General features: G+C 47.5%; 26 protein-coding genes. 23 read left to right on the forward strand and 3 right to left on the reverse strand.

What is annotated here, in order from left to right; genetic code table 11:
• The 5 genes from DWX26_RS07655 to DWX26_RS07675 all read left to right on the forward strand — a co-directional run.
• The coding region (locus DWX26_RS07655; RefSeq protein ID WP_243030583.1) for a hypothetical protein at nucleotides 1–689 on the forward strand (689 nt) is incomplete at its 5' end.
• Between the two features lie 11 nt (nucleotides 690–700).
• Nucleotides 701–1,543 (forward strand): class I SAM-dependent methyltransferase, encoded by an 843-nt coding sequence (locus tag DWX26_RS07660; RefSeq protein ID WP_118601188.1) that lies wholly within the window; start codon nucleotides 701–703, stop codon nucleotides 1,541–1,543.
• Nucleotides 1,540–2,466: a ketopantoate reductase family protein gene (locus tag DWX26_RS07665; protein WP_118601189.1), complete on the forward strand. Its 927-nt coding sequence runs from the start codon at nucleotides 1,540–1,542 to the stop codon at nucleotides 2,464–2,466. The genes DWX26_RS07660 and DWX26_RS07665 overlap by 4 nt, the downstream gene beginning before the upstream one ends.
• Nucleotides 2,467–2,682: 216 nt before the next feature.
• Nucleotides 2,683–2,844: a TIGR04076 family protein gene (locus tag DWX26_RS17865; RefSeq protein WP_416388324.1), complete on the forward strand. Its 162-nt coding sequence runs from the start codon at nucleotides 2,683–2,685 to the stop codon at nucleotides 2,842–2,844.
• Between the two features lie 3 nt (nucleotides 2,845–2,847).
• A complete protein-coding gene (locus DWX26_RS07675; protein ID WP_055218321.1) occupies nucleotides 2,848–3,411 on the forward strand; it encodes a DNA-3-methyladenine glycosylase I in 564 nt (187 codons plus the stop codon).
• Between the two features lie 82 nt (nucleotides 3,412–3,493).
• On the opposite strand, the gene DWX26_RS07680 is transcribed toward DWX26_RS07675, so the two are convergent.
• Nucleotides 3,494–3,847 (reverse strand): winged helix-turn-helix transcriptional regulator, encoded by a 354-nt coding sequence (locus DWX26_RS07680; protein WP_055218319.1) that lies wholly within the window; start codon nucleotides 3,845–3,847, stop codon nucleotides 3,494–3,496.
• Nucleotides 3,848–4,001: 154 nt separating this feature from the next.
• On the opposite strand from DWX26_RS07680, the gene DWX26_RS07685 reads away from it, so the two are divergent.
• The 9 genes from DWX26_RS07685 (at nucleotide 4,002) to DWX26_RS07730 (ending at nucleotide 12,205) form a co-directional block, all read left to right on the forward strand.
• Complete coding sequence (locus DWX26_RS07685) at nucleotides 4,002–4,505, forward strand: flavin reductase family protein (RefSeq protein ID WP_118601190.1); 504 nt, start codon at nucleotides 4,002–4,004, stop codon at nucleotides 4,503–4,505.
• A gap of 254 nt (nucleotides 4,506–4,759) precedes the next feature.
• Nucleotides 4,760–5,677: a radical SAM mobile pair protein B gene (locus DWX26_RS07695; protein ID WP_118601191.1), complete on the forward strand. Its 918-nt coding sequence runs from the start codon at nucleotides 4,760–4,762 to the stop codon at nucleotides 5,675–5,677.
• Nucleotides 5,678–5,979: 302 nt separating this feature from the next.
• Entirely contained in the window at nucleotides 5,980–6,870 is an 891-nt protein-coding gene (locus DWX26_RS07700; protein ID WP_022462480.1) for a LysR family transcriptional regulator, read from the forward strand.
• Nucleotides 6,871–6,983: 113 nt separating this feature from the next.
• Nucleotides 6,984–7,178 (forward strand): DUF4224 domain-containing protein, encoded by a 195-nt coding sequence (locus DWX26_RS07705; RefSeq protein WP_022462481.1) that lies wholly within the window; start codon nucleotides 6,984–6,986, stop codon nucleotides 7,176–7,178.
• Nucleotides 7,179–7,198: 20 nt separating this feature from the next.
• Nucleotides 7,199–8,542, forward strand: coding sequence for an MATE family efflux transporter (locus DWX26_RS07710; RefSeq protein WP_118601192.1), 1,344 nt, complete (start codon nucleotides 7,199–7,201; stop codon nucleotides 8,540–8,542).
• A gap of 138 nt (nucleotides 8,543–8,680) precedes the next feature.
• Nucleotides 8,681–8,845, forward strand: a complete 165-nt coding sequence (locus tag DWX26_RS17510) for an oxidoreductase Fe-dependent alcohol dehydrogenase family (RefSeq protein ID WP_022462483.1) — start codon at nucleotides 8,681–8,683, stop codon at nucleotides 8,843–8,845.
• Between the two features lie 467 nt (nucleotides 8,846–9,312).
• Complete coding sequence (locus DWX26_RS07720; protein ID WP_118594680.1) at nucleotides 9,313–10,329, forward strand: O-acetyl-ADP-ribose deacetylase; 1,017 nt, start codon at nucleotides 9,313–9,315, stop codon at nucleotides 10,327–10,329.
• 186 nt (nucleotides 10,330–10,515) lie between these two features.
• Nucleotides 10,516–11,166 carry a vWA domain-containing protein gene (locus tag DWX26_RS07725; RefSeq protein WP_022462485.1) on the forward strand — a complete coding sequence of 217 codons (651 nt, stop codon included), beginning with the start codon at nucleotides 10,516–10,518 and terminating at the stop codon, nucleotides 11,164–11,166.
• 4 nt (nucleotides 11,167–11,170) lie between these two features.
• Complete coding sequence (locus tag DWX26_RS07730; protein ID WP_118594681.1) at nucleotides 11,171–12,205, forward strand: alcohol dehydrogenase; 1,035 nt, start codon at nucleotides 11,171–11,173, stop codon at nucleotides 12,203–12,205.
• An 89-nt stretch (nucleotides 12,206–12,294) separates the two neighbouring features.
• Here the strand turns inward: DWX26_RS07730 and DWX26_RS07735 are convergent, their stop codons facing one another.
• Nucleotides 12,295–13,131: a 4Fe-4S binding protein gene (locus DWX26_RS07735; RefSeq protein ID WP_416388102.1), complete on the reverse strand. Its 837-nt coding sequence runs from the start codon at nucleotides 13,129–13,131 to the stop codon at nucleotides 12,295–12,297.
• Between the two features lie 629 nt (nucleotides 13,132–13,760).
• On the opposite strand from DWX26_RS07735, the gene DWX26_RS07740 reads away from it, so the two are divergent.
• The 3 genes from DWX26_RS07740 (at nucleotide 13,761) to DWX26_RS07755 (ending at nucleotide 16,051) form a co-directional block, all read left to right on the forward strand.
• The gene (locus DWX26_RS07740; protein WP_118594682.1) at nucleotides 13,761–15,062 is read left to right on the forward strand and encodes an MFS transporter; all 1,302 of its coding nucleotides are present in this window, start codon (nucleotides 13,761–13,763) and stop codon (nucleotides 15,060–15,062) included.
• A 293-nt stretch (nucleotides 15,063–15,355) separates the two neighbouring features.
• Entirely contained in the window at nucleotides 15,356–15,565 is a 210-nt protein-coding gene (locus DWX26_RS07745; RefSeq protein ID WP_243030585.1) for a hypothetical protein, read from the forward strand.
• Between the two features lie 270 nt (nucleotides 15,566–15,835).
• Complete coding sequence (locus DWX26_RS07755; protein ID WP_022462490.1) at nucleotides 15,836–16,051, forward strand: hypothetical protein; 216 nt, start codon at nucleotides 15,836–15,838, stop codon at nucleotides 16,049–16,051.
• A gap of 36 nt (nucleotides 16,052–16,087) precedes the next feature.
• Here the strand turns inward: DWX26_RS07755 and DWX26_RS07760 are convergent, their stop codons facing one another.
• Entirely contained in the window at nucleotides 16,088–16,270 is a 183-nt protein-coding gene (locus DWX26_RS07760) for a hypothetical protein (RefSeq protein ID WP_118594683.1), read from the reverse strand.
• Nucleotides 16,271–16,467: 197 nt separating this feature from the next.
• Here DWX26_RS07760 and DWX26_RS07765 point away from each other — a divergent pair, with 197 nt between their 5' ends.
• The 6 genes from DWX26_RS07765 (at nucleotide 16,468) to DWX26_RS07790 (ending at nucleotide 21,177) form a co-directional block, all read left to right on the forward strand.
• Nucleotides 16,468–17,463 (forward strand): asparaginase, encoded by a 996-nt coding sequence (locus DWX26_RS07765; protein ID WP_117509129.1) that lies wholly within the window; start codon nucleotides 16,468–16,470, stop codon nucleotides 17,461–17,463.
• 333 nt (nucleotides 17,464–17,796) lie between these two features.
• A complete protein-coding gene (locus DWX26_RS07770; RefSeq protein WP_191892600.1) occupies nucleotides 17,797–18,069 on the forward strand; it encodes a hypothetical protein in 273 nt (90 codons plus the stop codon).
• 48 nt (nucleotides 18,070–18,117) lie between these two features.
• On the forward strand, nucleotides 18,118–18,762 hold the full coding sequence (gene pcp, locus DWX26_RS07775; RefSeq protein ID WP_117509128.1) for a pyroglutamyl-peptidase I: 645 nt from the start codon (nucleotides 18,118–18,120) through the stop codon (nucleotides 18,760–18,762).
• A gap of 139 nt (nucleotides 18,763–18,901) precedes the next feature.
• On the forward strand, nucleotides 18,902–19,384 hold the full coding sequence (locus DWX26_RS07780; protein ID WP_055218301.1) for a LeuD/DmdB family oxidoreductase small subunit: 483 nt from the start codon (nucleotides 18,902–18,904) through the stop codon (nucleotides 19,382–19,384).
• A 5-nt stretch (nucleotides 19,385–19,389) separates the two neighbouring features.
• Entirely contained in the window at nucleotides 19,390–20,640 is a 1,251-nt protein-coding gene (locus tag DWX26_RS07785) for a 3-isopropylmalate dehydratase large subunit (RefSeq protein WP_117509127.1), read from the forward strand.
• A 45-nt stretch (nucleotides 20,641–20,685) separates the two neighbouring features.
• The gene (locus DWX26_RS07790) at nucleotides 20,686–21,177 is read left to right on the forward strand and encodes a LeuD/DmdB family oxidoreductase small subunit (RefSeq protein ID WP_022462500.1); all 492 of its coding nucleotides are present in this window, start codon (nucleotides 20,686–20,688) and stop codon (nucleotides 21,175–21,177) included.
• The last annotated feature ends 5 nt before the right edge of the window (nucleotides 21,178–21,182 follow it).

The following is a 21,182-nucleotide window of genomic DNA, read 5'->3' on the forward strand; positions in this document are numbered from 1 at the left end:
CGATTGCGAGGTATTTGCAGGATCGATATTTCTGCATCTTGCCCACCTCCACCGTTTACTGCGAGGGGCAGAAATATGTCAGCAAGCAGGACGAAATACGGCAGGTGGAGGACTTTCTGCATCGACAGGGCGTGGAGCGGCTGGCGATGGTGGTCGCTTCTTCCATTGGTGCAGACCTTGCCATGGCGTTTCTGACGCAGACGAAGCTGCCCGTGGAGCACGCTTTCTTTGACGGCGGGCAGTTCGCCCAAATCGGAAAGGGCACGCGCCGTATCATGACGCCGTTTCTGTATTTTGCCATCAAGAGCCTATATTGGTCGAAGGGCGGTACGCTGAAAAAGATACTGTGGTGTGACGACGATTCCATAAAGTCGTATTTTATAGACGCTGGGAAAAATCTGACCTACACAAATTTGCGGCGACAGATTCTGGACAGCCTGGAGGATAAACCCTTTCCAGCACTTTCCGAAGAACTGCAAAAGCATCTCTATTTCGAGTTTGGCAGCATAGAAGATCATTTCAAATACCGTCAAGCGGTGATAGAAGCCTATCCCTGCGGCAATTATCCCGTATTTGAGGGATACGATCACATGCAATATCAGATTCGTGATCCGAAGGGCTTTGCTGAGATGCTGGCATTTATCGCTGAACAGGACGGTATGCCGAAGCTGCCGTTTATCAGAAAGTGAGAGGACCCGATATGAAATACAAAATCGAGAAAAACACCGTGCAGGAGACGTTGATCCTCCCGCTGTATTCACGGAAGCTGTGTACGGAGTTGTATCCGAACCTTTACCGGGACGAAACGGCGGTGCGTCTGATCGACCAGATCGACTACGACTTTTCAGAGGCAGAGAAAAATTCCCGCAGCCTGATGCAGCGTTTCGGTGCGCTGGAGGTCGCCATGCGGCAGAATGACCTTGCCTTTGAAGTGCAGGCGTACCTGAAAAATCACCCCTGCGCGGCAGTGGTCAATCTGGGCTGCGGGCTGGATAACACCGGTAGAGCCTGCGACAATGGCAGATACAAGATCTACAATCTGGATTTCCCGGATGTGATTGCCCTGCGGCAGCAGCTGCTGCCCGCCGGGGAGCGGGAGCAAAACATCCCCTGCAACCTGAAAGACCCCGCATGGTTTGACAAGATCGATGCCTCCGGCGGGGCGGTGTTCTTTGCCTCCGGGGTGTTCTATTACTTCCTGACGGAGCAGGTTCGGGAACTGGTGCAGGGGATGGCGGACGCTTTCCCAGGCGGAGTGCTGGTCTTTGATGCTGCCAACCGTACGGCGGTGAAGATGATCGCCAAAACGTGGCTCAGGACGGCGAAAATCAAGGATGTGGGAGCATATTTCGCGGTTTCGGATGCGAAAAGCGAGCTTTCCCCATGGGACAGCCGTTTGCAAGTATCCAGCAGGGGCTATATGATGGGCTACAACGACCTGAAAGACGCTTCCGTCAGCGGCTTTTTCCGATTTCTCGCCAAGGTCGGGGACAACGGGATGAAAATGCAGATCGTGAAGATCGGATTTGGAGGCAAGCTATGAAAATTCTGGTATATGGTGCAGGCGTTCTGGGGTGCAATCTGGCAAGAAATCTGCTGCGCGCCGGAAAGGATGTCACTCTGCTTGCGCGGGAAAACTGGGCTGCGGAGATCAAGCAGAACGGCCTGCGGATCAAGGACAAATTTTCACTCCGCACCTCGGTCAGCCGCATTCCGGTGGTGACTGAACTTGCACCGGATGCAATGTACGATGTGATCTTTGTAGTCCTGCGCTATACACAGCTGGATTCCGTTCTGGACACGCTGCGGGTGAACCGGACGAAGAACATCGTTTTTGTGGGGAACAATGTGCAGGCGAGGGCGCAGGCGGCGGCACTGCCGGAAAAGAACGTCCTGTTTGCCTTTGCGCTTTCTGCCGGGCATCGGGAGGCTGACCGGGTGGTCTCCATCGACCTGAAAAAGATTACCATCGGGCAGCTGACGGGTGCAACCTCCAATAAACAGTTGATCGGGCGCATCTTCCATGGCACAAAATATAAGGTTGTTTACGAGCCGAACATGGAGGACTATCTGCTCTGCCATGCCGCGTTTGTGATGCCTGCGGCCTTCGCCTGCTATAAGACAGACGGCGACCTGAAAAAGCTCAGGGGAGATACCGCGTACCTGAACCGTGTGCTGGATGCCAACATCGAGGGATACCGCGCCATCCGAGATGCCGGGCACACCATTCTGCCCAAGGAGGATGCAGACTTTGAAGGGGAGAAATACCGCAAGACCTGCCTGCGCTTTTTCAAGCTGATGTGTGTCACCTCGCTGGGCAAGCTCTGCGCCTCCGACCACGCAATGAACGCCATCGATGAAATGAGTGCGCTGAACCGGGATCTCAAGAAATTTTTCGATGCGAACGGCGCAGCCTACCCAGTATGGCAGGCACTGGAAGCGGAAGCCGGGAGGTATCTGCAATGAAATACGCTGGAATGCCCTTTGGAATGTGGGCGTTGTTTGCCGGTTCCTTTCAAAAGCAGCTGATCGCGGTGCTGTGCTATGATGCAGACACTGCAAAAGCCATACAAAGATTTAAAACTGCGTGTGGGATGTCCGGCGATTTATCTTGCTCACTAACGTCCTTTTCATCAGAAAGGTCAAGTGCTGTACAGCGATGGCATCAATCCGCCGGATGGGATGTGTGGCGTTGCTTGGCAGGTGATTGCTCCCATGGTGCGTCAGTTATCCTTGGGGGAACTGGTTCAGCCGTCTGGCACTTGGCTCAATGATGATACGATTGGTGTGTTTGCATGTCCAGACGGCATCCGACCTGTTATTTTTCTCTTGGAGGCGGAGTAAGAAATGCAATGGGCAGACGGAAAGATTCGATGCCATTGGGTGAGCCCAACTAATACCACTTATCTGCGATACCATGACGAGGAATGGGGCAGACCGGTCCACGATGACCATATGCTGTTTGAAATGTTGATTTTGGAGAATTTTCAGGCAGGTCTCACCTGGGAATGTGTCTTAAATAAACGGGAAGCGTTTCGCCGTGCTTTTGATGGGTTTGATTTACGGAAAGTGGCATCTTATAGCGAAGAAAAATTGACGGCTCTGCAAGCTGACTCTGGAATCATCCGTAACCGGCTGAAAATACGAGCTGCAGTGGTCAACGCACAAGTGTTTCAAAAGATACAGCAAGAGTGGGGCAGTTTTGACCGATACTTATGGCATTGGACAGAGAAAAAAATCATCCAAGAAGTAGACAAGGTTAGCTCACCATTATCTGATGCCGTCTCAAAAGATTTGAAAAAGCGGGGCATGAAGTTTGTTGGGACCATAATCATCTATGCCTATTTGCAGGCGGTGGGAGTTATCAACTCTCATGAATCAGGTTGCTTCCTGAATCCTTTGCAGCAGTAGAGAATGCATAAAAAGCCGGGAAGTTGACTCAAATTGTCAATGCCTCCCGGCTATTATCATACAGATATTAATATAGTTAGAATCATGGTATATATTTCATTCCCCATTGGGAAATGGCGTAAAAGACCGGCAGCAGGTCACGACCTTTCTCAGTAAGGAAATATTCCACCCGCAAGGGCATCTCGTTGTATTGGATTCGCTGTATCAAATCATCGGCTTCCAACTCTTTGAGGGCATTTGTCAGCGCCGTATTTGTAATTGGCTTTAGCATCTTCTTCAGTTCCCCAAACCGCATAGGACACTTGATGCACAGTTCATAGAGAATTTGGAGTTTCCATTTGCCCTGCAGCATTTGAACCACCGGCGTGACCGGGCAGTTTCCCTCGCCGGTTAGAATGACACTGCCAACCTTTTCTTTGAATTCTTCATAAGTCATAATTGGATCGTTCCTCGTCTTTTGCAGTATATTTTTTGATACCAGGTATAAATAATTTGCGTACTTGAACAAAAATTGCTATCAGATATAATAAATATATCACTGGTTGGCCATACAGTCAACGACTGAAATCTCTTAGAAAGGTCTGAATTTTATGAAAGAACTGAACATTATGGAGGCTACTGTTCTGACCTCCCCCAATCCGCTGACACTGATCTGCTCTAAAAAGGAGGATGGTTCTACGAACCTGGCTCCCATTTGCTTTGTGTCTTACCTCTCCTTCAATCCGCCTATGGTGGGCTTCGCCACTGGCAAACAGTCCCACACCGGCAAGCGTGTGCGTGAGACCGGCAAAGTCGTCGTCACTGTTCCCGGCGAGAGTCTGGCTGGCGCAGTAATGGCCTGCGGAGCATCTACCGGAGCCGAGACCGACAAGGCGGCCGCCAACAACATCGAGATGATGGCTGTGGAGGGCAGCGACATCCAGATTCCGGCGGACACCCGGCTGGCGATGGTGGCTACCTTGCAGCAGTCGGTGGAGGTGGGCGACCATATCCTGCACATCTGTCAGGTGGACAAGTTCCTGGGCGATGAGGACAAGAAGGGCCTGTATGCCTGGAACGGCTTCGGGAAAGTTGCACCTGCGGCAGAAGGCTAAATCTTAAAACGGTAAGGAGGCATCAGCGGTGGCTGTTTGTATTAAATTGAGTGGATCGTCATTGGGACTGAGACCGGACATAGGAAGGGCAAAGCCGTATCGAAACCGGAATGGGTGTGGAACCTGACACATCAGGCCCATGCGCTTGGCATCCCTGTATTTATGAAAGAAGATCTGCTACCTATCATGGGAGAGGCACAGATGGTACAAGAATTTCCCACGGCTTTTTACCGGGTATTGGAGGAACAAAAGACATGGCAGAAGTAAAAGAGAGCGGCATTCTGATTCAGGATGTAGAAACCAAAAATATTATGACAAAATCCACCCTGCCGGTGGGAGGCTATTCCGTCAATCCTTATGTGGGCTGTACCCATGGCTGCAAATACTGCTACGCCTCGTTTATGAAGAGATTTACCGGGCACACCGAACCGTGGGGTACATTCCTGGATGTGAAACATTGGCCGGCAATCAAAAATCCGCAAAAATACAAAGGGCAGCGCGTAGTCATCGGTTCAGTGACCGATGGATATCTGCCCCAGGAGGCTCAGTTTCAGAACACCCGAAAGCTTCTTGAACAGCTCCGGGGCAGTGAGGCAGAAATTCTCATCTGTACCAAGTCAGACTTGGTAATCCGTGACATCGACCTCCTGAAAGAACTGGGAAAGGTCACGGTTTCCTGGTCGATCAATACGTTGGACGAGGATTTCAAAAACGATATGGACAATGCCGTCAGCATTAAGCGACGGCTGGATGCCATGAAGCAGGTTTATGACGCAGGTATCCGCACCGTATGCTTTATCGCTCCGGTTTTTCCCGGTATCACGGATTTTGAGGCTATCTTCCATCAGGTCAGAAATCAGTGCGACCTGGTGTGGCTGGAAAATCTAAACCTGCGAGGCGGATTCAAAAAAGACATCCTTGACTATATACGTAAAAAACATCCTGACTTGGTTCCGCTGTACAACGCTATCTACAACAAGAGAGACAGAAGCTACTTCCGTGGTTTGGAGGATCAAGCGGAACGGCTGGCGAAAGAAAACAGCTGTCCCTTCGTGGACAACGAGCTGCCCTACGGCCGGGCAGAGCCTGGGCACCCGGTCATTGTGGATTACTTTTACCATGAGGAAGTGCGTGGCTCGGAAAACACTGGGAGACGCAACCCCAAAAAATAATTTGTGAAATAAATGGGTTCTGACATGGAGCTGTGCTTCAATGTCAGAACCTTTTTTAGCACTGTTTACCCATTCAGAAGTTTTCTTATCCCTCTTGGAAGGACTTGTACTCCGTCCATTGTTTTTCGATTTTCCCCGCTCTACAATGTAGACAGAACGATTAAATGATAGGGGTTTATCAAGTTTTACATAAAATTATATTACCGGTAAGCATACGATGAGCAGATGTTTTTTATTGCCTTTCGAGTATAGATACGTTAAAATATACTTATTAAGCATGATGAATTTGGGAGGTATTTTTCGTGGAAATTAGAGTTCTTCGATATTTTCTGACTGTAGTAAGGGAAGAAAGTATCACAAAAGCCTCAGAAGTTTTACATATCACGCAGCCGACACTTTCACGTCAGCTTGCACAGATGGAGGAAGATATTGGTGTAAAGCTGTTTGATAGAGGGACACGGAAAATCAAATTGACAAATGAAGGAATACTTCTTCGCCGTCGTGCGGAAGAAATTTTGCAGCTTGTAGATAAGACAGAAAAAGAATTAGTGGAGCAAGAGGAACAGGTGGAAGGTAAAATTTCCATTGGGTGTGGAGAAATTGCTGCTGTACAACTTCTTCCTAAAATAATTGAGTCCTTTCGTCGGAAATATCCCCGTGTTACTTTTGACATTTTTACAGCCACAGCAGATTTGGTAAAGGAACAAATGGAGAAGGGACTACTGGATATTGGTTTGCTTCTTGAGCCGGTTGATATGGAAAAATATGAATTTATTCGCTTGAATATAAGGGAAAAATGGGTGGTTCTGATGAAATCGGATGATCCACTCTCCAAGAAAGAAACGGTAAGCGCAAAAGATTTGTCTGTACTGCCTTTGATTCTTCCTAGGCGTATGAATGTGCAGAGTGAGTTGGCAAGTTGGTTTGGTAACTACTATGAGAAACTGGATATTGTTTTTACCAGCAATTTAAGTACGAACAGCGCAATTATGGTGAATGGAGGCTTGGCATATTCATTGGTGATTGAAGGGGCTGTACCGTTCTGGAATCAATCAAAGGTTACATTCAGACCGCTTGATCCGCCACTTACAGCAACAAGTGTATTAGCATGGAAACGTGGTCAGCCGTTTAGCTTAGCAACCACAAAATTCATCAAACATATTCAATGCTTTTTAGGCATGGACAAACCATAAAAACTAAGTATTTGATATAATTCAATTAGAAAATTATAATATAGGTGTAGAGATAAAGCAAACAGCTTTAATTTCTGCACCTATATTTTTTATTGAGGAGGGAGTGCCATTTCATGAAACCGGATTATGATTCCCGTATAAACGCCGGATTAAGCAAAGAAGAAATCGCAAAAATTTCAGGATGCGAAGATCAAGAAATGCAGATAAGGATGTTGCGAAAATATCGGTACAAATTGCTTGATGAGGTACATGAAAAGCAGCAGTCACTTGATGCAATCGATTATATGATCTGTAAAACAAAAAAATAACAATAAGAGGAGGAAAAGGCGTGAATCAGCAAACAACTCTGTTTTCAAACGAGAAGTTGATGGCTATGATTATTCCCCTGTTTTTAGAGCAGCTGCTGATAATGCTTGTAGGGATGGCGGACACACTGGTGGTCAGCTACGCAGGAGAAGCGGCAGTATCCGGTGTTTCACTGGTAAATCAGTTCAATACTATTTTTATTTATCTGTTTACAGCATTGGCATCTGGAGGGGCGGTTGTGATCAGCCAGTATATTGGTAGAAAGAAAAATGATGACGCTGGAGAATCCGCCAGTCAGCTTCTTTCATTTTCTGCGATTTTTTCCATACTGATCGCAGTGATGGTTCTAATTGGAAATGAAGGGATGCTTCGTCTGATGTTCGGTAAAGTGGAAGATTCTGTGATGCACTCTTGTATTACATACCTTAGGATTTCTGCATATTCCTATCCGGCATTGGCGGTTTACAATGCTGGCGCTGCCCTTTTTCGCAGTATTGGAAAAACCAGTGTGACCATGTATTTGTCGGTAATTTCCAATATCATCAATGTTATTGGAAATTTCATTGGTGTATTTGTTTTGCGTGCAGGTGTTGCAGGTGTTGCATACCCTTCACTGATCGCTCGGACATTTTCAGCCGTGATGATTACAGTACTTTGTTTTCAGAGAAAAAATGAAGTGTTCTATCGCTGCAAGTGGATTTTCCGGTGGAATGTGGATTTCATGAAACAAATTCTAAAAATCGCTATTCCAAATGGGATGGAAAACGGTATATTCCAGTTAGTCAAAGTAGCATTAAGCGGTATCGTTGCACTTTTTGGAACATATCAGATTGCTGCAAATGGTGTTGCACAAAGTATCTGGTCATTGGCTGCGCTGGCGGGAGTCGCTATGGGTCCCGTATTTATAACGGTCATTGGACAGTGTATGGGAAATGGGAATGCAGATGCTGCGGAGCATTATTTTAAGAGATTGACAAGAATCACATTGCTGATTTCATCGGCATGGAATCTTTTGATTTTTCTTCTGACTCCATTCTTTATGAAATTTTATGCTTTGCAGCCGGAGACCAAACGGCTTGTAATCTGGCTGGTTTTAATCCATAACGTGTTTAATGCAGCAGCATATCCCTTTTCCGGTGCGCTTAGTAATGGGCTGCGGGCAGCGGGTGATGTGAAATTTACCATGTATGTTTCGGTTATCTCCACGATAGCGGTGCGTCTGCTTTTATCATGGCTCTTGGGAATTGTTTTGAAAATGGGCGTGATCGGGATTGCTATTGCAATGGTTTGTGACTGGAGCATTCGGGCGGTCATTTTCTTCTGGAGGCAGAAGTCCGGAAAATGGAAAACATTTCAGGTGATATAGATTCATTTATAATAAGTTCAATATCGGTATATTATGCCTTATGGTCTTAGCAAGTTTTGCCGTTTTGCTGTGAATGTGTGGGAGGTCAATCCTGCTGGAAAAGCTGATGAACAGGTTGCCAGAGAAGGGCTTTCCTGTATGGAAGTTTGGATGAAAGAACTGGGACTTACAATGAATCTCCATGAGTTGGGGGCAACAGAAGAAATGTTACATGGTATTGCAAATGGAACCATCATCATGGAAGGTGGATATAAGGTGTTGAATCATGATGAGGTATTGGAGATTTTGAAGAACAGTTTGTAAGCATTCAAGTAGGAGCTTTTATAACGATAATATAATAGAAAAAGGCAAGTGCTGTGAAAGAAATTTTTCTTTGATGTTGCTTGTCTTTTTTTAATTCATCACTTGACATTGTGGCAAAGAAATCCTGAAAGGGGACGAGTAGAAAAAAGAGCAGCTGCATGAGCAGGAAGAAGAAAATAGACAGAGCAGTTGATGATGTGGAATGTCCGGTGCAGTGTGGGTGTAATGCTCATGCTACACCGGACTTTTTTCGAAAATGATTTTTAATAATGTTGATTTTCAACTACTTTTAACTCAAATATTGCATCTTAACTTAAAAAGAGTTAAGATTGCAAGTAATGACATGGAATATCTCGATAAAGTTCCTGGAGTCAAGAATCAAAGTGTTTTTAAAGAAGCTTATGTTAGGGGATATTCTATTTACTAATGTTGATTTTCAACTGCTGAACGAATGGGAGGGGTGCTTCATGCCGTTGCAAATAATCAGAAACGATATTACAAAAATGAACGTTGACGCAATCGTCAATGCTGCCAACACGTCCCTTTTGGGCGGCGGTGGTGTGGACGGTTGCATTCATCGTGCGGCCGGACCGGAACTGCTTGCAGAATGCAGTACGCTGCATGGCTGCGAAACCGGCAGTGCAAAAATTACAAAGGGATACCGCCTGCCCTGCAAATATGTGATCCACGCAGTCGGTCCGCGCTGGAGGGATGGCAGGCATCGGGAGCAGGAGCTTCTGGAATCCTGTTATCGGACATCTTTGAATCTGGCGAAAGAAAATGGCTGTCAGTCTGTAGCCTTTCCGCTGATTTCCTCCGGTGTTTACGGCTATCCAAAAGACCAGGCTCTGAAGGTTGCAGTCGATACCATCAGCGAATTTCTGCTGGAAAACGAGATGATGGTCTATATCGTTATTTTTGACCGAAAGACATATCAGATTAGCGGAAAGCTGTTTGATGACATCGCAGTGTACATAGATGACAGGTATGTGGAAGAACATACCGACAGGAGGGCAGAACAGAGTCGGTGTTCCGAAGCATGGCAAGAGGAATCCTGCTTTGAAGCTGCATCTGTCCCGCTGCCGCCCGAAGCAATCTGTAAATCCTGCAGTAGTCAGTCTCTGGAAGAGGCGCTGGGGCAGATGGATGAGAGCTTTTCAGAAATGCTGCTTCGAAAGATTGAGGAAAGCGGTATGACGGATGCACAGTGCTACAAGAAAGCAAATATTGACAGGAAGCTCTTCTCAAAAATCCGTTCGGATAGATTCTATAAGCCATCCAAACCTACGGTGCTGGCATTTGCCCTCGCTTTGGAGCTACCGCTTGCCCAGATGCAGGAGATGCTCGGCAAGGCAGGATTCACATTGTCCCATTCGAGTAAATTTGACATCATTGTAGAATATTTTGTCGAACGGGGAAACTATAATGTGTATGAAATTAACGAGGCACTGTTTGCCTTTGACCAGAGTCTGATCGGAGCATAAGGAAAAAGAAATGTCGCTTTCCATGCGACCACTCCGCAAAAGAAAATCGCTATACTATGGCTGTAAGGTACGAAATCGAGCAGTCATTTGCGTGAGGAATGAGCCAAAGCTCGAGCTTGCTCGAAACCTTGGCGAATACTGCGACAGCGAGCCCGTAAGGGCGAGATCTTTTAGGAGGATAAGCATATGAGAAAGAATTTAACAGAGATCGTTTTTATCTTAGACCGCAGCGGATCCATGAACGGACTGGAACGGGACACCATCGGCGGATTCAATTCCATGATTGAGCAGCAGAAAAAAACAGAGGGCGAAGCACTGATTTCAACGGTACTGTTTGATAATGTGAGTGAAGTCCTGCACGACCGTGTAGATGTAAAGGACATCCGACCAATGACTGACCGGGATTATACGGTTCGCGGATGCACGGCACTCTTAGATGCCATCGGCGGTGCGATTCATCACATTGGAAATATTCATAAGTACGCACGACCGGAAGATGTCCCGGAGCATACCATGTTTGTAATCACTACGGACGGAATGGAAAATGCCAGCCGCCGGTATGACAGCGAAAAAGTGAAGCAGATGATCGAGCGGCAGAAAGCGAAATACGGTTGGGAGTTTTTGTTCCTCGGTGCAAATATTGACGCGGTAGAGACTGCAAGCCAGTTCGGAATCGGTGCAGACCGTGCAGTCAACTATCAGTGCGACAGCGAAGGAACTGCGTTGAATTATGAAGTGGTCAGCGAAGCAATCAGCTCTGTCCGGTGCAGTGCCCCGTTGAATGCAGACTGGAAAAAACGTATAGACGAGGATTATAAAAAACGTGGAGGAAAATAGAAATATGCAGGCGTATACCTACGTTTCAAAAGGAAAATTCGAATTAAGAGAGAAGCCAAAACCGACCCTGATGCAGGAGCGGGATGCTATTGTCAAAGTGACACTCGCCAGCATTTGCTCCAGCGATCTGCATATCAAGCATGGCAGCGTTCCGCGGGCAGTACCTGGGATCACGGTTGGCCATGAGATGGTGGGGATTGTGGAAGAGGTTGGAAAGGCAGTTACCAGGGTAAAACCGGGAGATCGGGTGACAGTAAACGTGGAGACCTTCTGCGGTGAATGCTTTTTCTGCAAGAAAGGGTATGTGAATAACTGTACAGATGAAAATGGCGGTTGGGCGCTGGGCTGCCGGATCGATGGCGGCCAGGCGGAATATGTGCGTGTACCCTTTGCAGATCAGGGACTGAATAAGATTCCGGATGGCGTTACGGATCGACAGGCATTGCTGGTGGGCGATGTTCTGGCTACCGGTTACTGGGCAGCGCGTATTTCAGAGATCTCAGAGCAGGACACGGTGCTGATCATCGGAGCCGGCCCCACCGGTATCTGTACCCTGCTTTCGGTAATGCTGAAAAAACCAAGACGGATTATTGTGTGTGAAAAGGATAAAAATCGTCTGCAGTTTATCCGACAGCATTATCCGGAGATTTTGTTGGTTTCTCCGGAGAAGTGTGAAGCGTTTGTACGGGCAAACAGCGATCATGGGGGAGCTGACGTTGTGCTGGAGGTTGCGGGGGCGGAAGCTACCTTCCGTCTGGCCTGGGAATGCGCGAGACCCAATGGTCTGGTGACGGTGGTTGCTCTTTATGATCAGGCACAGATCCTGCCGCTTCCGGATATGTATGGAAAAAATCTTACCTTTAAAACCGGAGGAGTGGATGGCTGTGACTGTGAAGAAACATTACGGTTGATTGCAGAGGGAAAACTGAACACAGAGCCGCTTATCACCCACACCTATCCCTTAGAAAGGATAGAGGAAGCTTATGAACTCTTTGAAGGTAAGAGAGATGGTGTAATTAAGGTAGCAGTAGAATGCTAAAAGAAGATATAGATAATTCCAATCATTAATGTACTATATATGATCAATCAGCCGAAGCGAGGAATAAACTTACGGATGAGGAAAAACGGTTAATGCAGTGCTTTTGAGGGGCAAACTTTCGTGCATTCATAGCAGAGAATACACTCTGTTCCGTTTTTCCGCTTGCGGGTTTCCTTATTAACCTCCACGTTCATGGGGCAGACCTGCAGACACTTCCCGCAATGGACGCACTTATCCTCATCGCAGTGGACGCGCAGAAGAGAGAAATAGCTCATAGGTTTGAGAAAAACCGTAATGGGACACAGGTACTTGCAGAATGCCCGGTTATCTTGAAACAGGAAGGCGAACACAATACCGACAAGGTAATAAAGCGCATTTCCGGCCAGGAAAAGCCAGAACATGATTTGCTCCAGATGTGCCACCTGCATCAGAAACAGCCCGGACACCAACGCCAGAGACAGAAGAAACATCACATAGCGAAGGAAGCCCAGCTTTTCTTTTCGTGGCTTCTGCGGCTGATTGTAGGGCAGAAAGTCCAGCACCATAGCTGTCCAGCAGGCGTAACCGCACCAGCCACGCCCAAAAAGCAACGGTCCGAAAATTTTTGCAACCGCGTAGTGGATAGTTGCTGCTTCGAAAACGCCGAGAAACAGGTAGTACCAGAACCCTTCGATCTGCATATTTTCACGGGAAATCACGCCAAGGTACAGCAACATATAGCTGCCCACCGCCAACTGGACGAAATGCCGGGCATACCGTTTCCCGGCGGTAAACAGTGCCGTTCCAAGCCCAAGGCAGGCTCCGATGTAGCTGAAATTCAGCAGATAGAAAAAATTGTCCTTTGTGAGCCACAGCGTAACTGCCACTGCTTCAAACAGCAGAAACAGCAGCATAGATGGCACGTATTTGTGAAGTCTGTTTGGGATTTTCGTCATCTCTTTGATCCTCTGCTTTCTTATTTTTTCTCAATGCACGGACTGCCAGGCCGGTGCAAGAGCGTGTCTGGTATCTTAGCATAAGTATAGCAGAGAAATAAAAAAATAGTAATCAGATTCTTATAAAACATCTGCAAAAAAAGTGAAACGACTACAGGCGCAGACGGTTATGACCGCCTGCGCCTGTAATCGTTTGGAGTCATGCCAGACTGTTTTTAAAAGCTGTCTGGAAATGGCCTGGACTGGAAAAGTTTGATGTATTCCTATGCATAGGGTATAATGTCTTTAGAAAAAAAGATATGATTACGAAAACAAAATATTCCGCAAACATGATAGAGAAAGCAGGTATGCTATGAAAAGAAAAATTATGATTGCTGCAGTGGCAGCTGCTGTGATTTTTGCGGTGATTGCGATCCTTTCCGTTTTGGCGCAGACACCGGCATTAATCTGAGAAATCGAAATGATCTGCTGTGAAATTTCCGGCGGATCATGGAAGGATGGGAAAACTGGCGTTTTGCAAATGATTTTGCCTACTTTCATACAAAAAATACTTTGAATATCAAGAAATCTATGCTACACTGATACTGCATGACAAAATAAAAGAAAGTGGGGATTGTAGTATGAGTGGTCTGTTTCGGGCTCTTCATCGGACAAAAGTGTTTCGAAATCTGACGGAGCAGGAGTTTGCATGGGTTTTATATGATGTGGGAAATTCGGCATTTATTATGCTTGCCTGTTCGCTGATTCCGATCTGGTTTAAGAGTCTGGCAATCGGTACAGGGCCGGGAAAAATCAGTTCGGATCAGGCGACGGCGTATTATTCGATTGCCATTTCCATTGTTACGGTGGTGGTGGCACTGATCGGTCCTGTCTGCGGTGTGCTGGCGGATCGTAAGGATAAGAAAAAGATCTTTTTTACCACAACGGCAGGTCTTGGCATCACAGGATGTGTGCTGAATGGCGTTGCAACGAGCTGGGTGCTGTTTCTGGTCATTTATATTGTGACAAGAGTCTGCTATAATGCATCGCTGACGATTTACGATTCCATGCTGAATGATGTGACAACGGAGGAACGTATGGATGAGGTATCCTCCTATGGCTATGCGTGGGGATACCTGGGATCCTGCATTCCGTTTCTTGTAGCACTGATTGCTTACATTCTGGGGCCGGATATGGTCGGGGTGCTGCCGGATTTTGTCTCTAAGATGATTGGCTTTGGCGTGACGGCTCTCTGGTGGCTGGTGGTGACGCTGCCGTTGCTGAAGGAGTATCGGCAGAAGAATTACGTGGAAATGAGAACGGTTACCGTCGGTCAGACATTTGGAAAAATATTCAGAACCCTGAAAAAAATCGCAGTTTCGGACCGGAAAGTATTTTTCTTTCTGATTGGATTCTTTCTCTATATTGATGGGGTAGGAACCATCATTGACAACTGCATCAACATCGGAACCGATCTGAACCTGAATACGGTCGGACAGGTTGTTTTCCTGCTTGCCACGCAGGTTGTCGCTTTTGGAGGATCTCTGTTTTTTGCAAAACTGTCGCGGAAAAAAGATACGGTATCCCTGATTCTGATCTGCATCGCAGGCTATTTTGTCATCTGCCTCTATGCGCTGACACTGCGGACGCTGGTGCACTTTGCGATTCTGGCATTTGGAGTGGGATGCTTTCAGGGATCAATTCAATCGTTGTCGCGTTCGTATTATTCTAAAATTATTCCGGCGGAGAATTCGGGAGAATATTTTGGCATCTACGATATTTTTGCCAAGGGCGCTTCCTTCCTTGGATCTGTAGTCATTGCAGTTGTAAAGCTGGCGGGAGGAACGATCAACGTAGCGGTTGCATGTCTGGCGGTTTTCTTTGCACTTGGATTTGTTTTTCTGAAAATTGCAGACCATCAGCCGATGGCGGGTGAAAAATAAAAGATACACAGCATAAAAAAATCTCAAAACCAGGAGAACAAGAGCAACTGGTTTTGAGATTTTTTGCTTTTGACTCCGGGGTTTCACAAAGAGAGGTTACGTGTTACGATAATCAGTGAGTCGGGCTGCCGGGAATGTGGCTGCCTGAAAAAAGCACAGACAGGCCAGATCCGGAAAGCCGGAAGAGTCGATCACAAGGATGCGTCTCTGGACACCGAGGAGCTGCACATTGGTACCAGACCCCATTACACTTCTATCTGCAGACCCCGATTGCACAGATTCATGATTACAGCATGGCGCAGTTTGAGCATTGGACGAAAGAAACATTCTCTGCCAATTTTCGCAAAATGCTGACGCTGGAACAATACCGCGATCCAAAACTTGCGCAGCTTCATCATGATTATCTGGCGGGCGGACCATTGAAATATATGGCGGTGATTTTTCGTAAGCTGGCGGATTCTGATGAAACGGCCATGCAGCTGGCGTTGGAGTTTTATCTGTGACAAGAACCCGGAAGCTTTTGAAAAATTTGAAGCCGCATTCCTCAAAAAGGAAAAGCTGAAACTGCTGGGGCAGCTGTTCTGATTCGAGCGATAAAGTTTGGCAGCAGAACGATGCTGAGGGGTAAGCAGGTGTGTGATAAAAGGATAACAGGACAATGGGGGAATCCCGTGTCCTGTTTTTTTGCCCCTGAAAAGTGGAAATTTCCTATCCCCTCTGCATACAATACAGGTAGAGTATCTTTTCAAACCCGTTCAGAAAGGATGATCATTATGACGAAAGGCATTGTAAAAATAAAGAAAAACCGTGCATTTGTAGAGCAGCAGAACGGCGAGGTGGAAGTGGCTTCCGGGCAGTATGTGTATCTGAAAGTGGAAAATTGCTGGATTCCGGTGGTGGTGCGGTATTCGGCGCGGAGGAAGAAGTGGTATTTTAAGTATCTCGAGGAAATCCCGGTCTGCGGGCAGAAGGTGCTGCTGAAGGCGTAGCCGGTAAAGGGCGTTTCACGCATGTTTAACATGTGTTTAATCTTTCTGAGTCAGAAATTCATTATGCAGCTCCTGGATTCTGCGCTGTTCGGCAGCTTCCTGTTTTTCACGCTCCGATCGATACGAAGATCCCGCAAGCAGAGCGCAGATCAGCGTCAGACCGAAAACAAGAAGAAAAGAATAAAGATATGGATGACCGGGATGATTTTCATGATTCATAGGAAGCCTGGCTTTCTGAATGTAAAATTCGTAGATAAGGATTTTCTGTGTCTAAAATTCAGTATAGCAAACGGAATTTTTCGCGTCAATGGAAAGGATTGGTTTCTCGATTCCCAAATTCATCATTTACGCCGTCCCCAAAGTCTGCTAAGATAAAGAAAACTTGTTACCAAACGAGAAAACAGGAGTGATTTACATTGAAAAAGATTTTATTTATCGCAACCGGCGGCACAATTGCTTCGAAGAAGACGGAAAATGGTTTGACTCCGCAGATTACGCCGGAGGAGTTATTGTCTTATATTCCGGAGGTGGAAGGCCTCTGTGAGATTACGGCGGTGAATCCGTTTAATCTGGACAGCTCGAATGTGGTTCCGGAGAACTGGAGCACGCTGGTGAAAGTGGCGAAGGAGCATTACGAGGATTACGACGGTTTCGTCATCGCGCACGGAACTGATACGATGGCGTACACCGCGGCGGCGCTTTCCTATATGATTCAGAATTCGGAAAAGCCGATCGTCATCACCGGAGCACAGCGACCGATCAATTTGGATATCACGGATGCAAAGACAAACCTGTCCGATAGCTTTTATTACGCCTGTGATGATGCATCCCAGGGTGTACAGATTGTGTTCGACGGAAAAGTCATCGCGGGAACGCGCGCGAAGAAGGTGCGGACGAAGAGCTACAATGCCTTTTCCAGCATCGATTTCCCGTACCTTGCGGTAATACAGGACCGCAGGATTCTGCGGTATCTGCCGATGCTGCCGTATGAAAAGCCGGTTCGTTTTTATGAAAACTTAAGCGATAACGTTTTTCTCTTGAAACTGATCCCGGGAATCAGCCCGGTATTGCTTCCGGCGATTTTTGAGCACTACGATGCGATCATTGTGGAGAGCTTCGGTGTCGGCGGTATTCCGGCGAGCATCAAGGAGCCGTTTTACGAGCTCTGCCAGAAGTACCCGGAAAAACTCATCATCATGTGTACCCAGGTTTCTCACGAGGGAAGCGATATGACCGTCTATGAAGTCGGCCATGAGATGAAAACCCTGTGCAACATTCTCGAGTCATACGATATGACCCCGGAGGCAGTCGCAACTAAAACCATGTGGCTTCTCGGCAACCGTCCGGATGATCATGAGAGCCGGGAAAAAGCATTCTATAAACCGATCAACTACGATACGGTCTGGAAATAAGAAAAAGAAAGACGGCAAAAAGGCTGTCACGGTCCGCAGGAAAGAAATGTTTCTGCTGGCTGTGAACGCCTCTTTTTCTTTTTGAGGAAAAAGAAATTTTCTGCAAAATTTTCAGACAGTACGGACGCAAAATTGATTTTTATTGGAAGAATTGTGCAAATTTCATAGAAAAATCAGAAACAGGTTGATATCTTTTGAACATTTTAGTAGAATTGAATTCATGATGCAGTGCGGAAAACGGCGGATTTTGGATGACGAATCCAACCGCTGGTTACAGTTACAACATATGTCGATATCGAGGAGACACCGACCGGCATCCGCTTAAAGAAGTATATGGAGAAATATTTCGATCCACGGATTTATATCGCAGGAGAGCTTGGCATCGGACTGAATTCGTGCTCGAACTGCCTCGGCAACTGCTACATTGAGGATGAATCCGCGTATGGAACTTTCCACGTAGGGCTTGGACGCAATATCGCGCTCGGCGGCGTGCAGAATGCGAAAGGCCACTTCGACCTGGTCTGCCGGGAACCCGATATTTTTACCGATAACCGTCAGATTATGGACCGGGGAAAGATTATTGCACCCGAGCCTGTGTTATACTAAAGGACAGAACCAGGAGACAAAAATTAAGAGACAAAAGGAGAAAAGACGATGAAAGTTTTATTAACAGGATTTGACCCATTTGGAGGAGAGAGCGTGAACCCGGCATTCGAGGCCATCAAACTTCTGCCGGATACCATCGCCGGAGCAGAGATCGTAAAAGTTGAGATCCCGACCGAGTTTACCAGAAGTATTTCCTGCGTGGAAGCAGCCATCAAAGAGCACAATCCGGACGTTGTCATCGATGTCGGACAGGCAGGCGGACGCGCATGCGTAACCGTAGAGAAAGTCGGCATCAACCTTGCAGACGCAAGAATCCCGGACAACGCCGGAGAGCAGCCGTCCGATGAACCGCTGCAGGCAGACGGCCCGACCGCATACTTTGCAACGATTCCGGTCAAAGCAATGGTTCAGAACGTCCGCGAACACGGCCTTCCGTGCCACGTATCCTTCACCGCAGGCACCTACGTATGCAACTGCGTCATGTACAATGTGCTTCACCTGTGCGCAACGAAATATCCGAACATCCGCGCAGGCTTCATCCACGTACCGTTCGCATGCGAGCAGGTAGTCGGAAAAGCAAGCACCATGGCAAGCATGCCGCTGGAAACGATTGCAAAATCTCTGGAATACTGCATCGAGGCAGTCGTAACCAACAAAGAAGAAGTAGAAGAAGCAATGGGAACTACCCACTAAAACAGACTTTCAGACCGTCGTACCGGAATTTTGGTGCGGCGGTCTGCTTTTTTTGCTATTTTCTCTTTTGCAAACTATATCTTTTGTGATACAATAAGATTCGTCAGAATTTTTATGCGAAAGGAACGAAAGAAAGAAAATGGAACAGGGTAAAATTTTTAAATTTCATAATGACCTTGATACAGACCAGATCATCGCATCCCAGTATCTGCTTCTGCCGAATCTGGATGAGATGAAAGGTCATGCGTTTGAATCGTTAGATCCGGACTTTGCAAAAAAAGTAAAACCGGGAGATTTTGTCGTAGGAGGAGAAAACTTTGGCTGTGGTTCCTCAAGAGAGCAGGCACCGGGCGTTTTAAAGGCACTTGGTGTACAGGCTGTTATCGCAAAATCCTTTGCCAGAATCTTTTTCCGCAACGCCATCAACATCGGTCTGCCGGCGATTGTCTGTAAAGACCTGCCGGATGCCGTAGAAGACGGGGACACCATGGTCCTCCATATGTCCGAGGGAACCGCAGAGGTGAACGGCAAAACGTACACCTGCACCAAACTGCCGGAATATATGCAGAACATACTGAATCAGGGAGGCTTGATTGCCTCTTTGAACCGCGAGGAGGAGTAAGAACCATGGGAATGACAATTGCAGAGAAAATTATCGCCGCTGCAGCCGGCGTTCCGGAAGTAAAACCGGGAGATATCCACACCGTAACACTGGATCGTCTGATGAGCAACGACGGAACAACTCATCTGACGGTTGATATGTACCGCAACAAATTAAACCACCCGCACATTGCGGATCCGAAAAAGCTCGTTTTCATCGTCGACCACAACGTGCCGTCCGACAGCCCGAAAACAGCAGCATCCCAGAAAAAGATGCGTGATTTTGCAAGAGAGAACAACATTGACTTCTGGGAAGGAAAAGGCGTATGCCATCAGGTGATGATCGAGAACTATGTCCGCCCGGGCGAGCTGATCTTCGGCGCTGACAGCCATACCTGCTCTTACGGAGCACTCGGCGCATTCGGCACCGGTGTCGGCTGTACCGATTTCCTGTACGGCATGGTAACGGGAACTTCCTGGGTACTCGTACCGGAAAGCGTAAAATTCAATCTTGTAGGAAAACTGCCGGAGGGCGTTTATGCGAGAGACCTGATCCTCACCATCATCGGCGAGGTCGGCGCAAACGGATGCAACTACCAGGTGATGGAGTTTACCGGTGAGGGTGCAAAAACGCTGAGCATCAGTGACCGTATGGCACTTTGTAATATGGCAGTCGAAGCCGGCGCCAAGACCGGTATCTTTGAGGCAGATGAGAAAGCCATGGAATACCTGAAAGAGCACGGAAGAGAGCCAAAAGAAGTCTTCCACAGCGACCCGGATGCAAAATACGTCCGAGAGTATACCTTTGACCTCTCCAAAGTCCGCCCGGTTGTTGCAAAGCCAGACTTTGTGGACCGCGTTGTTCCGGCAGAGGAAACGTGCGGAACGCCAATCAATGAGGCATTCCTTGGTTCCTGCAACAACGGAAGAATCGAAGACCTCCGTGTCGGCGCAGAGATCATCCGCGGAAAGAAGGTCGCAGAGGGTGTCCGTTTCCTCGTTGTTCCGGCAAGCCAGACGATCTACCGTCAGGCATTAAAAGAAGGCATCATCGACACCTTCATGGAGGCCGGAGCCATCGTCATGAACCCGAACTGCAGCGTCTGCTGGGGAAGCTGCCAGGGTGTCATCGGCGAGAACGAAGTGCTGATCAGCACCGGAACCCGTAACTTCAAGGGCCGTGCCGGTCATCCAAGCTCCAAAGTATACCTGGGATCCGCTGCTACGGTAACCGCATCCGCGATTGCCGGAAAGATTGCGACGGCAGATCAGATCTGACCATTTTCTTTGAGGGATACATAATATTTTTGGGAGAATAAACATATGGAAGCATTTACAGGAAAAGTATGGGTGCTTGGAGACGATATTGATACCGATATCATTATCCCGACCGAGTATCTTGCTTTAAAGACAATTGACGATATGAAACAGTACGGCTTTTCCCCGCTCCGCCCGGAACTGGCCGGACAGATTGAAAAGGGCGACATCATCGTGGCAGGAAAGAACTTCGGCTGCGGCTCCTCGAGAGAGCAGGCACCGGAGATCATCAAGGCGCTCGGCATTTCCTGCGTCATCGCGAAGTCCTTTGCCCGGATCTTTTTCCGCAACTCTATCAACAACGGTCTTCTTCTGATCGAGCAGCCGGATCTGCACGACGATATCAAAGAGGGCGACACCATCACCGTCAAGATGAATGAGCATGTCGATTACAACGGAAAAACATACCCGATCGCAGCTCTGCCGGAGAACCTGATGGATATCATTCAGGCAGGCGGCCTGGTAAAGGCAATGCGCAAGCGCAACGGACTGGACTAAGAGCG

The sequence above is a fragment of the Blautia sp. AF19-1 genome (assembly GCF_003479155.1).
In the GTDB taxonomy this organism is placed as follows: Bacteria; Bacillota; Clostridia; order Lachnospirales; family Lachnospiraceae; genus Fusicatenibacter; species Fusicatenibacter saccharivorans.

Coding starts and splice junctions, on each gene's coding strand:
- DWX26_RS07660 (WP_118601188.1), top strand. CDS start 701: ATGAAATACAAAATCGAGAAAAACACCGTGCAGGAGACGTTGATCCTC.
- DWX26_RS07665 (WP_118601189.1), top strand. CDS start 1,540: ATGAAAATTCTGGTATATGGTGCAGGCGTTCTGGGGTGCAATCTGGCA.
- DWX26_RS17865 (WP_416388324.1), top strand. CDS start 2,683: ATGTGTGGCGTTGCTTGGCAGGTGATTGCTCCCATGGTGCGTCAGTTA.
- DWX26_RS07675 (WP_055218321.1), top strand. CDS start 2,848: ATGCAATGGGCAGACGGAAAGATTCGATGCCATTGGGTGAGCCCAACT.
- DWX26_RS07680 (WP_055218319.1), bottom strand. CDS start 3,847: ATGACTTATGAAGAATTCAAAGAAAAGGTTGGCAGTGTCATTCTAACC.
- DWX26_RS07685 (WP_118601190.1), top strand. CDS start 4,002: ATGAAAGAACTGAACATTATGGAGGCTACTGTTCTGACCTCCCCCAAT.
- DWX26_RS07695 (WP_118601191.1), top strand. CDS start 4,760: ATGGCAGAAGTAAAAGAGAGCGGCATTCTGATTCAGGATGTAGAAACC.
- DWX26_RS07705 (WP_022462481.1), top strand. CDS start 6,984: ATGAAACCGGATTATGATTCCCGTATAAACGCCGGATTAAGCAAAGAA.
- DWX26_RS17510 (WP_022462483.1), top strand. CDS start 8,681: ATGGAAGTTTGGATGAAAGAACTGGGACTTACAATGAATCTCCATGAG.
- DWX26_RS07720 (WP_118594680.1), top strand. CDS start 9,313: ATGCCGTTGCAAATAATCAGAAACGATATTACAAAAATGAACGTTGAC.
- DWX26_RS07725 (WP_022462485.1), top strand. CDS start 10,516: ATGAGAAAGAATTTAACAGAGATCGTTTTTATCTTAGACCGCAGCGGA.
- DWX26_RS07730 (WP_118594681.1), top strand. CDS start 11,171: ATGCAGGCGTATACCTACGTTTCAAAAGGAAAATTCGAATTAAGAGAG.
- DWX26_RS07740 (WP_118594682.1), top strand. CDS start 13,761: ATGAGTGGTCTGTTTCGGGCTCTTCATCGGACAAAAGTGTTTCGAAAT.
- DWX26_RS07745 (WP_243030585.1), top strand. CDS start 15,356: ATGGCGCAGTTTGAGCATTGGACGAAAGAAACATTCTCTGCCAATTTT.
- DWX26_RS07755 (WP_022462490.1), top strand. CDS start 15,836: ATGACGAAAGGCATTGTAAAAATAAAGAAAAACCGTGCATTTGTAGAG.
- DWX26_RS07760 (WP_118594683.1), bottom strand. CDS start 16,270: ATGAATCATGAAAATCATCCCGGTCATCCATATCTTTATTCTTTTCTT.
- DWX26_RS07770 (WP_191892600.1), top strand. CDS start 17,797: ATGGAGAAATATTTCGATCCACGGATTTATATCGCAGGAGAGCTTGGC.
- pcp (WP_117509128.1), top strand. CDS start 18,118: ATGAAAGTTTTATTAACAGGATTTGACCCATTTGGAGGAGAGAGCGTG.
- DWX26_RS07780 (WP_055218301.1), top strand. CDS start 18,902: ATGGAACAGGGTAAAATTTTTAAATTTCATAATGACCTTGATACAGAC.
- DWX26_RS07785 (WP_117509127.1), top strand. CDS start 19,390: ATGGGAATGACAATTGCAGAGAAAATTATCGCCGCTGCAGCCGGCGTT.
- DWX26_RS07790 (WP_022462500.1), top strand. CDS start 20,686: ATGGAAGCATTTACAGGAAAAGTATGGGTGCTTGGAGACGATATTGAT.